The organism is Alysiella crassa DSM 2578 (assembly GCF_000745955.1).
Lineage (GTDB): Bacteria > Pseudomonadota > Gammaproteobacteria > Burkholderiales > Neisseriaceae > Simonsiella > Simonsiella crassa.
The window spans coordinates 1-12,303 of record NZ_JQKH01000078.1 but is presented as its reverse complement, the minus strand read 5'-3'; the positions used below and the strand labels follow the sequence as shown (position 1 = coordinate 12,303).

At 44.1% G+C, this 12,303-nt stretch carries 13 protein-coding genes; 8 read left to right on the top strand and 5 right to left on the bottom strand.

Annotation, left to right across the window (positions count from 1 at the left end):
• Positions 1-112: 112 nt before the first annotated feature.
• The 5 genes from Q338_RS10235 to Q338_RS10225 form a co-directional block, all read right to left on the bottom strand.
• Positions 113-712, bottom strand: coding sequence for a hypothetical protein (locus tag Q338_RS10235; protein WP_034295037.1), 600 nt, complete (start codon positions 710-712; stop codon positions 113-115).
• A gap of 216 nt (positions 713-928) precedes the next feature.
• Positions 929-1,066 carry a hypothetical protein gene (locus tag Q338_RS14575; RefSeq protein WP_156961070.1) on the bottom strand — a complete coding sequence of 46 codons (138 nt, stop codon included), beginning with the start codon at positions 1,064-1,066 and terminating at the stop codon, positions 929-931.
• A 125-nt stretch (positions 1,067-1,191) separates the two neighbouring features.
• The gene (locus tag Q338_RS10230) at positions 1,192-1,542 is read right to left on the bottom strand and encodes a hypothetical protein (protein WP_147293677.1); all 351 of its coding nucleotides are present in this window, start codon (positions 1,540-1,542) and stop codon (positions 1,192-1,194) included.
• A 408-nt stretch (positions 1,543-1,950) separates the two neighbouring features.
• A complete protein-coding gene (locus tag Q338_RS14570; RefSeq protein ID WP_156961069.1) occupies positions 1,951-2,103 on the bottom strand; it encodes a hypothetical protein in 153 nt (50 codons plus the stop codon).
• Positions 2,104-2,158: 55 nt separating this feature from the next.
• Positions 2,159-2,863, bottom strand: coding sequence for a FadR/GntR family transcriptional regulator (locus Q338_RS10225; protein WP_034295027.1), 705 nt, complete (start codon positions 2,861-2,863; stop codon positions 2,159-2,161).
• 221 nt (positions 2,864-3,084) lie between these two features.
• Between Q338_RS10225 and Q338_RS10220 the strand changes: the two genes are divergently transcribed.
• The 8 genes from Q338_RS10220 (at position 3,085) to Q338_RS10185 (ending at position 12,167) form a co-directional block, all read left to right on the top strand.
• Entirely contained in the window at positions 3,085-3,837 is a 753-nt protein-coding gene (locus Q338_RS10220; RefSeq protein ID WP_034295026.1) for an SDR family oxidoreductase, read from the top strand.
• Positions 3,838-4,090: 253 nt separating this feature from the next.
• Positions 4,091-4,930 (top strand): fumarylacetoacetate hydrolase family protein, encoded by an 840-nt coding sequence (locus tag Q338_RS10215; RefSeq protein ID WP_034295024.1) that lies wholly within the window; start codon positions 4,091-4,093, stop codon positions 4,928-4,930.
• Between the two features lie 117 nt (positions 4,931-5,047).
• On the top strand, positions 5,048-6,328 hold the full coding sequence (locus Q338_RS10210) for an L-fuconate dehydratase (protein ID WP_034295022.1): 1,281 nt from the start codon (positions 5,048-5,050) through the stop codon (positions 6,326-6,328).
• A gap of 94 nt (positions 6,329-6,422) precedes the next feature.
• The gene (locus Q338_RS10205; protein ID WP_034295019.1) at positions 6,423-7,256 is read left to right on the top strand and encodes an amidohydrolase family protein; all 834 of its coding nucleotides are present in this window, start codon (positions 6,423-6,425) and stop codon (positions 7,254-7,256) included.
• 5 nt (positions 7,257-7,261) lie between these two features.
• Positions 7,262-8,038 (top strand): SDR family oxidoreductase, encoded by a 777-nt coding sequence (locus Q338_RS10200; RefSeq protein WP_034295034.1) that lies wholly within the window; start codon positions 7,262-7,264, stop codon positions 8,036-8,038.
• Between the two features lie 116 nt (positions 8,039-8,154).
• The gene (locus tag Q338_RS10195; protein WP_034295017.1) at positions 8,155-9,267 is read left to right on the top strand and encodes a sugar ABC transporter substrate-binding protein; all 1,113 of its coding nucleotides are present in this window, start codon (positions 8,155-8,157) and stop codon (positions 9,265-9,267) included.
• A 193-nt stretch (positions 9,268-9,460) separates the two neighbouring features.
• A complete protein-coding gene (locus Q338_RS10190; RefSeq protein WP_034295015.1) occupies positions 9,461-10,969 on the top strand; it encodes a sugar ABC transporter ATP-binding protein in 1,509 nt (502 codons plus the stop codon).
• A 181-nt stretch (positions 10,970-11,150) separates the two neighbouring features.
• The gene (locus tag Q338_RS10185; RefSeq protein WP_051968600.1) at positions 11,151-12,167 is read left to right on the top strand and encodes an ABC transporter permease; all 1,017 of its coding nucleotides are present in this window, start codon (positions 11,151-11,153) and stop codon (positions 12,165-12,167) included.
• Positions 12,168-12,303 lie beyond the last annotated feature (136 nt).

Here is a 12,303-nt window from a genome sequence, read left to right as displayed (position 1 = left end):
GGCAGCCTGAAATGAAATATTGCACATTAAAACATCATTTTATGTGTATCTGATTGAACTGCGTGGGCAACGAGTTGCCCACCCTACGCTTGCTTTTTTGATTGAAATCGTATTAACCCCTTACATAATCTGTAAAATATTGATTAATATCATTATTGAAAATTAATCTATCTTGTGTGAAGTCTAATGTGTTAGATAATGCAATACCATGCCACAACTCTTTCGGAAAATCGTTGATTGTTGCATAAATGGTTGGCATAAGATAGCGATAATAATCCCCCATTTTTGTTTTGCCTTCATAGCCTACAGGGTAATCATCACCTTCTTTATTACCTTCAATGGCTTGATAAATAAAAATACCTTTTCTAGAAGGCAAATTTTCATCTTGTAATTCTAAATTGTAATTGGAATTTTGTTCAATAAAATTTTCCATATATATTTTTGAGTATAAAGTAGGATAAGATGAATATAAATCTAGTATTGTTTTGCCCATCTTATTTTTTGGGTATTGTAGATACAGGCTAGACTCTTCCCAAATGTATTCAGAAATTAAGTCCAATGTTTCTTCTATGTTATCTTGTTGTAATAACACAAGAGGAATATTGCCCCAGTTATTATTCATCATTCTTGCAATTTTACCTTTTGAATCAACTGCAAGCCAATAATACATAGTACCAAATTCTGGTTGCCAATTTATATTTAAAGTAGACATTTCAATTACCTTTCGGTCAAGTTGCTTTACAATTTTCACAAGTAGGTTTAATTGTCCGCTCATTAAACAAAATACCTTCCTTTTTGACTTTACGAGGCACAACAGCTTGAGCAAGCGTAGGGTGGGCAACTCGTTGCCCACACGGTTTTATACACGCCATGTTATTTTGTTTTTTCAGGCAGCCTGAAATGAAATATTGCACATTAAAACATCATTTTATGTGTATCTGATTGAACGGCATGGGCAACGAGTTGCCCACCCTACGCTTGCTTTAATCAGCAGAGCCTTTTGGCTGTCCAAATTTTGGTCGGTGGTGCTGACGCGGGCGTAGCCGAAGATGATGTTTTTTGCCATGTTGGTACAAGATGAGTGGGTCTGAGAAATAGCAGGTATATCCAGCACATTTTTTGTGCTGCCTGAAAAAATGAACAGGGTTATGTATGATAAAACAATGGGTTAATAGATGCCAAAATGGTATGTTAAATCAATGGAGTGCAATTAGGGTATGAATTATCCCACTTTGTCTCTATAAATAATTTACAATCATCTTCATGGAAGCTCATTCTTACTAAAATATTGGTGTCAATGCAAAAATATTTACCAAAGATATTATGTTCTTTAATTACAAGATGTTGATATTGTTTAAATGCATTCATGACATCTTTTTGGGTTTGTGATGAACATTGCTGAAATTGAATCATTCCATCTTGAAATCGCAGTTCATTCTTTGTTTTCATGCGTTTTTTACCAATATCCCATGTAGCAGCATTCATATCTCGTGAAATATCAGTAATGAAATTTCTTGCCTGATTGAGTTTAATATCGGACATTTCAATTTTGCTGTTATCCTTTGGAAAAAAATCATAAATAAATAATATAAGGATTACTATTGGAATAATATTTGAATTTAAACAAAATTCAAACAATTTCTTAAATTTTAAAGAAAAATTCTTTAATCTCATAATTATTTATCCTTTTTATTTATTTCATACGTTGTTCCATGACTGATTGAAGCAAGCGTAGGGTGGGCAACTCGTTGCCCACGCGGTTTTATACACGCCACGTTATTTTGTTTTTTCAGGCAGCCTTTCAGTACACGACAAAAATAATCGTAGGGTGCGCCGTGCGCACTAAAATGATTGAATCATTTAAATATTTCGGTAAATTTGGTGCGCACGGCGCCCCCTACCTATTTGGCATTGTAAAATTGTCGTGTACTGAAAGGCAGCCTGAAAAAATCAATTCAACAAATGCCCATATTCCACATAGCCAAAAATCAGCAAACCCAATAAACCAATCAACGCCAATTTAATCAAAAACTGCGTAACCTTCCAAATCACCCACAAAGCAAACAACACCGCCACCACCGCCAACACATCAACAATATTCATGATTTCATTTCCAAAAAAATCATTATTTTAACTGTTTTGTGGGCGAAACGTGTTTTCAGGCTGCCTGTTCTTTGCTGCGCATAAAAATATCAATCACATTTTGCAAATGAATCCGCATATTTTCACGCGCCGCGTCTGCGTTACGCTCTTCCAAAGCCATCAAAATCGCATAATGTTCCTGTTGCGAACGCAAAGGCATGTCGCTGGGCGTGTAAAGTCGGCGCAGCGCGGAAAACAGTTCGCCCGATTGCTCATTTAAAAGCTGCTGCAAAATCAAATAATAAGCGTCATTGCCACTGGCTTGGGCAATGCGAATGTGAAATAAGCGGTCGCCATCGTGCGTGGTTGAACCCATGATGTTGTCCGACACATTCATCAAATACGCCTGTTTAATGTCCAATAAGGCTTCATCGCTCATGTTTTTGGCGGCGAGCGCGGCGGCTTCAGGTTCAATTAATAAACGCACTTGCAATAAAGAAAATGGGGCAATGCCATTTAAATCAGTGGCTTGGATTTTATGGCGTTCATTGACGTACACGCCGCTGCCCATGCGTACTTCCACCCAGCCCGATACTTCCAGCGCGATAATCGCTTCGCGCACCGAAGTTCGGCTAACGTGGAGTTGTTTGGCTAAATCGCGTTCGCTGGGCAAAGCTTCGCCCACTTGCCATTCGCCTTGCGTGATTTTTTGGCGCAATTGAGCGGCGATTTTTTGATAAATGCGGCTGGTGTCTGGTGGGGTAGGGGTTTCTGCGTTCATTTGGTCTAACCTATTTTTAAAATAATAATATGCTTGGTTTTAGCCAAGATAAACTTTAAAAATCATTATTTATCAAAATTATAACATAAATAAAATATAGAGTATTCACTTTTTATGATGACTTTAATTTGTTTTGCTGAATGATTGTACAGACCAGTTGAAAAATTGGTTTACTTGTTTTAGACTGCGTTTCTACCACTTGAATGAACAGGAGAAATTTCATGCGTTTAAAAAATAAAATTTGTGTCGTAACCGCCGCAGGGCAAGGCATTGGACGCGCTTCCGCACTCGCCTACGCGCAAGAAGGCGCACAAGTTTGGGCGTTGGACATCAACGAAACCGCCTTGCAATCGCTGAAAGCCGAACATGAGAACATTCACATTCACGCCATCAATTTATTGGAAACGGAAAAGTTCAGCCAATTCTTTGAAAAATTAGACAAAATTGATGTTCTGTTTAACTGTGCAGGCTGGGTGGCGGCTGGCGACGTATTGGCAAGCAGCGCACAAGACATGCAAAAATCATGGGATTTAAACGTGATGACCATGTTTCACGCCATTCAAGCGGTCTTACCAAAAATGTTGGCGCAAGGTGGTGGCTCTATCATCAATATGTCGTCCGCCGCGTCCAGCGTAAAAGGCGTACCCAATCGTTTTGCGTACAGCGTGAGCAAAGCGGCTGTTATTGGTCTGACCAAATCGGTTGCTGCCGACTATGTTACCCAAGGCATTCGTTGCAACGCGATTTGCCCCGGTACGGTGGAATCGCCATCGCTGCACGAGCGCATCGCCGAGCAAGCCAAAGCGCAAAATAAGACCATTGAAGAAGTGTTTGCCGCATTTGTGGCACGACAACCCATGGGACGCATTGGTCGGGATAGCGAAATTGCCGCATTAGCCGTTTATTTGGCAAGCGATGAATCCGCTTTCACAACAGGCACTTGTCAAGTGATTGACGGTGGTTGGTCAAATTGAATTTTCAGGCAGCCTGAAAAAATGTAGGGTACATATCACCCACTGAATTTCTCCGTGAAACCCCTATTTTGGTGCGTGGTACGCACCCTACAAAAAATATTTCAGGCAGCCTGAAACCCAATTTTTCAACACAAACGGTTGAGTTTTAATTATTATTTGGCTTACTTTTTTAAAAAGTAAGTCGCTGCGCGGCGACAGAGCGCACGCCGTAGGCAAATTAAAAAAAACCATTTAAATAACAAGGAATAAGCAAATGAAATTACTTCGTTTTGGCGCAAAAGGCGCAGAAAAACCCGCTATTTTGGAGGCGCAAGGCAATATCCGCGATTTATCGTCTGTGGTGGCGGACATCAACGGTTTTGTGTTGGAACACGAATTGGCCAAAATTGGTCAGACCAATTTGGAGACTTTGCCGATTGTACCCAATGATGTGCGCTTTGGCGCGTGTGTGGGCAATGTGGGCAAATTCATCTGCATTGGCTTGAACTATTCCGACCACGCTGCCGAAACCAACTCGCCCATTCCCAAAGAACCGATTATTTTCAACAAATGGACAAGTGCAATCGTGGGCGCAAATGACGATGTAGAAATCCCACGCGGTTCGCAAAAAACGGATTGGGAAGTGGAATTGGGCGTGGTCATCGGCAAAAGCGGTCGCTACATTGACGAAAAAGACGCGATGGATTATGTGGCTGGCTACTGCGTGATTAACGATGTTTCCGAGCGTGAATATCAGTTGGAACGCGGTGGCACTTGGGACAAAGGCAAGGGCAACGACACCTTTGGTCCAATGGGTCCCTATTTGGTAACGAAAGATGAAATCGCCGACCCACACAATTTGCAAATGTGGTTGGAAGTGGACGGCAAGCGTTATCAAAATGGCAATACCAATACCATGATTTTTAAAATTCCATATTTAATCAGCTATTTAAGCCGTTTTATGAGCTTGCAAGCGGGCGATGTGATTTCCACAGGTACGCCACCAGGGGTGGGTTTGGGACAAAAACCGCCCGTGTATTTGCAAGCTGGTCAGACCATGCGTTTGGGCATTGAGGGCTTGGGCGAGCAAACGCAAAAAGTCGTTCAGGCTTAAACAATTTGATTTTTTCAGGCTGCTTGTTGGGTGCAGGCGTTTCAGGCAGCCTGAAAAAAATTTTACCTAAAATTCAGCCTTTTGAAAAATAAATTATTGAATAGAAAGTAAAAAAATATGTCAATCACCATCACCGATATGGAAGTGCTGGATATTCGTTTCCCCACTTCGCAACAACTGGACGGCTCGGACGCGATGAACCCTGACCCCGATTATTCCGCCGCCTATGTGATTTTAAAGACCAATAATTCAGAATTAAATGGTCATGGATTAACATTCACGATTGGGCGTGGTAATGAAATTTGTTGCGCGGCAATTGAAGCCATGCGGCATTTGGTGGTGGGCTTGAATTTAGATGAAGTCAAACAAGCACCTGCACAATTTTGGCGCAAACTTACAGGCGACAGTCAACTGCGTTGGATTGGTCCAGACAAAGGTGCCATGCACTTGGCGGTGGGGGCGGTGGTCAATGCGGTGTGGGATTTGTGGGCGAAAGCGGAAAACAAACCTGTGTGGCGTTTGGTGGCGGATATGTCGCCCGAAGAATTGGTAAATTGCATTGATTTCAGATACTTAACCGATTGCATCGCGCCCGAAGAAGCCCTTGATTTATTAACGAAAGCCGCACAAGGCAAAGCAGAACGCACCGAAATTTTGTTGCGTGAAGGCTACCCATGCTACACCACTTCCGCAGGCTGGCTGGGTTACAGCGATGAAAAATTGGCGCGTTTGTGCCAAGAAGCGATTGATGAAGGTTTTCAATATGTTAAATTGAAAGTTGGGCAAAATTTGGAAGACGACAAACGCCGTGTTCGCATTGCGCGTGAAATCATTGGCGATGAACGCTATTTGATGATAGACGCAAATCAAGTTTGGGAGCGTCAGCAAGCGATTGATTGGGTTAAGGAATTGGCATTTGCGAAACCTTGGTTTATTGAAGAGCCAACCAGCCCAGACGATGTGGAAGCGCACCGCGCCATTCGTGAAGCGATTGCGCCGATTCAGGTGGCAACTGGCGAAATGTGCCAAAACCGCATGATGTTTAAACAGTTTATCATGCGCGAGGCGATTGACGTGGTGCAAATTGATGCGTGTCGCATGGGGGGCGTGAACGAGGTTTTGGCGGTGTTGTTGATGGCGGCAAAATATGGCTTGAAAGTTTGCCCACATGCTGGTGGTGTGGGGCTTTGCGAGTATGTGCAACACTTGTCTATGATTGATTATTTGTGTTTTTCAGGCGACAAATCGGGGCGCGTAACCGAATATGTAGACCATTTGCACGAGCATTTTATCCACCCATGTGTGATTGAAAACGCGGCATATATGCCACCCAAAGAAGCGGGTTTTTCTATTGAAATGAAAGACAGTTCATTAAAAGAATATCAATTTAAAAATTAAGTTTCCAATGTAGGGTGCGCCATGCGCACCACAAACACAAATGGATTTTTGGAAAATGGTGCGCGTGGCGCATCCTACAAAAGAGTGAAACATCATGATTGACACCCACATTCATTTTTGGCGTTATCAAGCGATTGATTATGCTTGGATTTCTGATGAAATGCCGATGTTGAAACAAGACAGGCTGCCTGAACACATTGTGCCTTTGGCGCAAGATTTGGGCGTGGTGGCTGGAATGGCGGTGCAAGCGCGTTGTGATGTGGTGGAAAATGCGTTTCTTCTGAATTTAGCAAAAGAAAATCAATGGATTAAAGGCATTGTTGGGTGGCTGGATTTGCGTTCAGGCAGCCTGAAAGATGATTTGGCGCAATTTGAATACGAACCTTTGATGAAAGGCTTTCGCCATATTGTGCAAGATGAACCCAATCCTGCGGCTTATTGGTCTGACCAATCATTTAGAGATGGCGTTAAATTCATTCAAAAACAAGGTTTTGTTTATGATTTGCTGTGTCATCAAAAAGATTTGGGCGCGGTGGTGGATTTTGCACGAGCCATTGACGATAACTGGTTGATTTTAGACCATTTGGGTAAACCCGAATTTGGCACAACTGGCGCATTTGATGATTGGAAAAGCCATTTAAATCAACTGGCTAAATTGCCTCATGTGGCGGTGAAAATTTCGGGTTTGGTAACGGAATGTGGCGCGCATTGTTCGGCGGACGATATTCGCCCTTATGTGGTAACGGCTTTAGATTTGTTTGGCGATGGGCGCGTGTTGTTTGGTTCGGATTGGTCGGTTTGCACATTAACGCATGATTATCAACAGGTTTTTGATTTATTCCAAACGACTACACGCGATTTCAGGCAGCCTGAAAACCCATTTACCGAAAACGCCAAAAAAATTTATGGCATTGAATGGACGGATTGAACATCATGGATTTACATTTAAAAAACAAAGTCTTCTTGATTAGTGGTGGTGGGGCTGGCATTGGTGCGGCAATTTCTTTGGGTTTGGCGCAAGAAGGGGCGATTCCCGTGATTTTGGGGCGTTCACAACCCGATGCGGATTTTTGGGCAAAATTGCAAGCCATTCAATCTCAAAGTTTTTTTATTCAAACCGAATTGACCGATGAGCAAGCCTGTGTTTCTGCTGTACAAAAAACAGTTGAACAATTCAAGCGTTTAGACGGTTTGGTCAATAATGCGGGTGTGAATGACAATATTGGTCTGACCAGTTCTACGGATTTATTTCGCCAATCTTTGGAAAAAAATTTGGTGCATTATTTTGTGTTGATGCGCGAAGCCTTGCCGCATTTGCGCAAAACGCTGGGCGCGGTGGTGAACATCGGCTCCAAAACGGCTGTTACAGGGCAAGGTCAGACCAGCGCGTATGCGGCAGCCAATGGCGGTCGCATGGCTTTGACACGCGAATGGGCGGCGGCTTTGTTGGCAGATGGGGTGCGCGTGAACGCGGTGATTCCTGCCGAAGTGATGACGCCATTGTATGCGCGTTGGATTCAAAGTTTTGAAAATTCAGAAGAAAAATTGGCACAAATCACGTCCAAAATTCCGCTTGGCAAACGCATGACCACTGCCGAAGAAATTGCGGATACGGTGGTTTTTCTGTTGTCGCCACGTTCGTCTCACACAACGGGGCAATGTGTTTTTGTTGATGGCGGCTACACGCATCTTGACCGTGCATTAACTTGATTTTATTAAAAATATTTTTGTTATGCCCCAAATTGGGTTTTCAGGCAGCCTGAAAATTTTGTCAATCAAAAACCGACTTTTCTCACACCATTTTCTCAACTCACGGAGCACATATCATGAAACACATCATCAATCAATTCAATTTGTTGGCAATCACGGCTTGCGTTTTGGCAGCATGTTCTGGCGGTGGTAACGAGAGTCAAGTCCAACAAAAACAAGCACAAACGCCCCCAGCCACCACTTCCGCTCCTGCTCCTGATGGCACAGGCAGCAATGGTGCCAAAATCGGCATTGACCAACCACGCATTGACACGGATTTTTGGACGGCTTTTGCCAATTATGTGCCCACAAAAGGGCAAGAATTGGGCGCGAATTTGTATCAAACTTCGTCCAATAATGACGCGCAAAAAATGATTGCCAATGTACAACAAATGTTGCAATCCGATGTGAAAGCGATTGTGCTTGCGCCACAAGACACGGCAGCCGCCACCAGTGCGTTGGCAGCCGCCAAAGCCCAAAATATTCCTGTGGTTACGGTGGACACGCGCCCTGACGCTGGCGATGTGTATATGGTGGTGCGTGCGGATAATCAGGCTTATGGTTCAAATGCTTGCGTGGTGATTGGCGAGAAATTGAAAGGCGAAGGGCGTGTGGTGGAATTTCAAGGTGCGCTCAATTCCATTAACGGGCGCGACCGTTCGGAAGCCTTTGCCGAGTGCATGAAAACCAAGTATCCCAATATCAAAGTCATTGAAATTCCAACCGATTGGAAAAAAGAACCTGCCATTGCGGGCTTGCAAACGGCTTTGGCAGGCGGCAAAGTGAATGGCATTTATATGCAGGCTGGTGGCGTGTACCTTGAACCGACTTTGGCGTTTTTAAAACAAAAAAATCTGCTCAAACCTGCTGGCGATGCGGAACACATTGTGATTGTGTCCAATGACGGCATTAAATCGGAATTGGAAGCGATTAAACGCGGCGATATTGATGCGACCGTTTCGCAACCTGCCGATGGTTACGCGCATTGGGCTTTGTTCTACGCCAAAGCGGCTGCCGAAGGCAAAACGTTCCAAGTGGGCAAAACCGAGCATGGCTCCAACATCGTTCAACCGCGTGATGGTTTGTTGGAAGACCAAATTGTTGCGCCTGTGGTTACGGTTGATGGCGCAAAATTGGGCGATTTGCAAACCGTGAAAGCGGATTCGCCTGATTTGTGGGGGAATAAATAATTTGATTTGAAAAATAAAACTTTCAGGCTACCTGAAAAGTTTTCCCTCTCTCCAACTCTCTCCCAAAGGGAGAGAGGGCTGGATGGGTGGCAAGCCATTTTATTTCAGCCAGCAACACCATTCCCTCTCCCTTTGGGAGAGGGCTAGGGAGAGGGAAAATCCCCAAAAAATAACAATCTCGGAGTATCCAAACATGACCGCCCCCTTATTAGAAGCCAAAAACCTGATGAAACGCTATGGCAATAATGTGGCGTTGAATAATGTGAATTTAACCGTCCACGCAGGGCGCACGCACGCTTTGGTGGGGCGCAATGGTGCAGGCAAATCCACGCTCGTGTCGTTGATTACGGGCTTGAACAAAGCCGATTCTGGCACAATCCAGTTCAATGGCGTGGACGCGCCAGCCGCAGGCGATTTGCACGAATGGCGCAAACACGTTGCTTGCGTGTATCAAAAATCCACCATTATTCCGCATTTGAGTGTGGCGGAAAACCTGCTCATCAATCGGCAAAATTTGGATAAAAAACTGATTTCTTGGAAAAATGTTTACCAAAACGCACAAAATATTTTGGACGAATGGGATATTCCTGTGGACGTTCGCGCCGAAGCAGGCAGCCTGAACGTGGAAAACCGTCAGTTGATGGAAATTGCGCGGTCTTTGAGTTATGGCGCACGCTTTATTATTTTGGACGAACCCACTGCCATGTTGGACGGTCGCGCCATCAAACGCCTGTTTGCGCGTATGGAAAAACTGCACAATCAAGGGGTTACGTTTCTATTCATTTCACATCATTTGTCGGAAGTTTACGATATTTGTCAAGATGTTACCGTGTATCGAGACGCGAAACACATTTTAACCACTTCTGTGGCAGAACTCCCCAAAAATCAATTGATTGAAGCCATGACGGGCGAAAAATACACCGAAAAACATTATTCATCACGCGAATTAAGTCCCGAAATCACCTTAAATATTCATCAATTAAATCAAGCCAATGCTTACGAAAACATCAGTTTTCACATCAAAAAAGGCGAAATGGTCGGTTTGGCTGGCGGTGGCGGTTGTGGCAAAACCGAATTGGCGGAAACTTTGGTGGGTTTGCGTGAATGCGAAAGTGGAGAAATTTTGTTAAAAAACAAGACTTATCCTGCTGGCAATGTGAAAGCGGCTTTGAATGCGGGCATTGGTTTTGTGCCACAAGACCGTCATCACGAAGGATTTATCCCCGATTTGAGCATTGCCGAAAATGCGACTTTAAGCATTATGGAAAAATTGGGCAAATGGGGTTTAATCAACCGAAACAAACAAAATGCGTTGGCACAACAATGGTTTAAAGAATTGGATATCAAAGCCTATGGCATTGAGCAGCCTGTAAGCGGCTTATCGGGTGGCAATCAGCAAAAAGTGGTGCAAGCACGCGCAATGGCGAATAACCCTGATTTGTTGGTCATGATGTCGCCCACCGCAGGCGTGGACATCAAAAGTAAGGAAACTTTGCTGGATTATGTCGCCAAAAGCAGCGAAAAAGGCACATCTGTGCTGATTGTGTCGGACGAATTGGACGATTTGCGTGCTTGCGACCGTGTGCTGGTGATGTATCACGGCAAATTAACCCATGAATTTCCAATTGGTTGGCAAGACCAAGAGTTAATTGCGGCAATGGAAGGTTTGAGTGAACCGCAAAATCCATTTCAGGCTGCCTGAAAATAGCCATTCAATTTAACGCGAGTTCAGGATAAAAATCATTGATAAATTTAAATAACTTGACTCTCTCTCCCTGTGGGAGAGGGCTGGGGAGAGGGCGGGTTGATTGGCACATTTACGGTTACTTATCCGAGTTCACATAATTTATTTTCTCATTCATCAATCAAGAGGGACAAACATCATGACCACGAATACGCAAGAAATTCAAAATGTTGTTGCGCCAAATCATCGCCCCAAAATTCAATGGGCAAATTTTCGGGATTGGGTTTTGATTCCACCCATTATTTTGATTTTGATTATTGGGCATATGGCAACGGGCAATTTTTTAAGTTGGGACATTTTGAAAATTCCGATTGAGCAGTCCACGCAAATTGGTTTGTTGGTTTTGGCGCAAGCCTTGATTTTGATTATTGGGCGCATGGATTTGTCGCTGGAATCCACGTTTGGGCTTGCGCCTGCGGTGGCGGTGTGGGCGGTGGTGGGTGCGAGCATGACGGGAACGGGCGGTTTCTTGAATGGGCAATTTGCGCTGTTGGCAGGTGTGGGTTTGGGCGTATTGATTGGGATTACCAATGCTTTGATGATTGTGAAATTTCGCCTAAACGGTTTTATCGTCACGCTGGGTATGCTAACGGCATTGCGTGGCTTGCAAACTTTTTTAACAGGTGGCGCGAGTTTGTATCAATTACCCAAACAATTTCAAGCCCTTGCAGGTATGGGATTTTTAGGTATGTCATTGAGTTTTTGGGTGTTTGTGGTAACGGCTGGTGTATTGATGTTTGTGATGAAATACACGCGTTTGGGGCGCAGTTTGTACGCGATTGGCGGCAATGCGGACGCAGCACGCGCAGCAGGCATTCGCGTGGACAGAATCGTGATGGGAACGTTGATTTTCGCCAGCGTGTTGGCGGCGATTGCGGGGATTTTGTACACGGTGCAATACGCTTCGGTGGGACAAACACAGGGTTCAGGCTACATTTTCACGGTATTTGCGGCGTGTGTGATTGGGGGGATTTCCTTGAATGGCGGACGCGGTTCGGTGTTTGGTGCGCTGACGGGCATTTTGCTGTTGAAATTCATTGACCAATTATTGCGTTCCATGCAAGTGTCTGGCACGGTGATTGAGTTGATTACGGGGACGTTTATTTTGGTGGCGTTGATTATTTCGCGCATTGCGTCTGGGAAACCGCAGGATTGATGATAGGGTGTTCAGGCAGCCTGAAAAGTGGGGTAAAATTCATTTTTCAGGCAGCCTTTCAGTACACGACAAAAAAAGTACAATAAAAAAAGAAGTCCGCATCAATTCAGTGGTATCGTATTAATTTTCTCACGAC

Coding starts and splice junctions, on each gene's coding strand:
- Q338_RS10235 (WP_034295037.1), bottom strand. CDS start 712: ATGTCTACTTTAAATATAAATTGGCAACCAGAATTTGGTACTATGTAT.
- Q338_RS14575 (WP_156961070.1), bottom strand. CDS start 1,066: ATGGCAAAAAACATCATCTTCGGCTACGCCCGCGTCAGCACCACCGAC.
- Q338_RS10230 (WP_147293677.1), bottom strand. CDS start 1,542: ATGTCCGATATTAAACTCAATCAGGCAAGAAATTTCATTACTGATATT.
- Q338_RS14570 (WP_156961069.1), bottom strand. CDS start 2,103: ATGAATATTGTTGATGTGTTGGCGGTGGTGGCGGTGTTGTTTGCTTTG.
- Q338_RS10225 (WP_034295027.1), bottom strand. CDS start 2,863: ATGAACGCAGAAACCCCTACCCCACCAGACACCAGCCGCATTTATCAA.
- Q338_RS10220 (WP_034295026.1), top strand. CDS start 3,085: ATGCGTTTAAAAAATAAAATTTGTGTCGTAACCGCCGCAGGGCAAGGC.
- Q338_RS10215 (WP_034295024.1), top strand. CDS start 4,091: ATGAAATTACTTCGTTTTGGCGCAAAAGGCGCAGAAAAACCCGCTATT.
- Q338_RS10210 (WP_034295022.1), top strand. CDS start 5,048: ATGTCAATCACCATCACCGATATGGAAGTGCTGGATATTCGTTTCCCC.
- Q338_RS10205 (WP_034295019.1), top strand. CDS start 6,423: ATGATTGACACCCACATTCATTTTTGGCGTTATCAAGCGATTGATTAT.
- Q338_RS10200 (WP_034295034.1), top strand. CDS start 7,262: ATGGATTTACATTTAAAAAACAAAGTCTTCTTGATTAGTGGTGGTGGG.
- Q338_RS10195 (WP_034295017.1), top strand. CDS start 8,155: ATGAAACACATCATCAATCAATTCAATTTGTTGGCAATCACGGCTTGC.
- Q338_RS10190 (WP_034295015.1), top strand. CDS start 9,461: ATGACCGCCCCCTTATTAGAAGCCAAAAACCTGATGAAACGCTATGGC.
- Q338_RS10185 (WP_051968600.1), top strand. CDS start 11,151: ATGACCACGAATACGCAAGAAATTCAAAATGTTGTTGCGCCAAATCAT.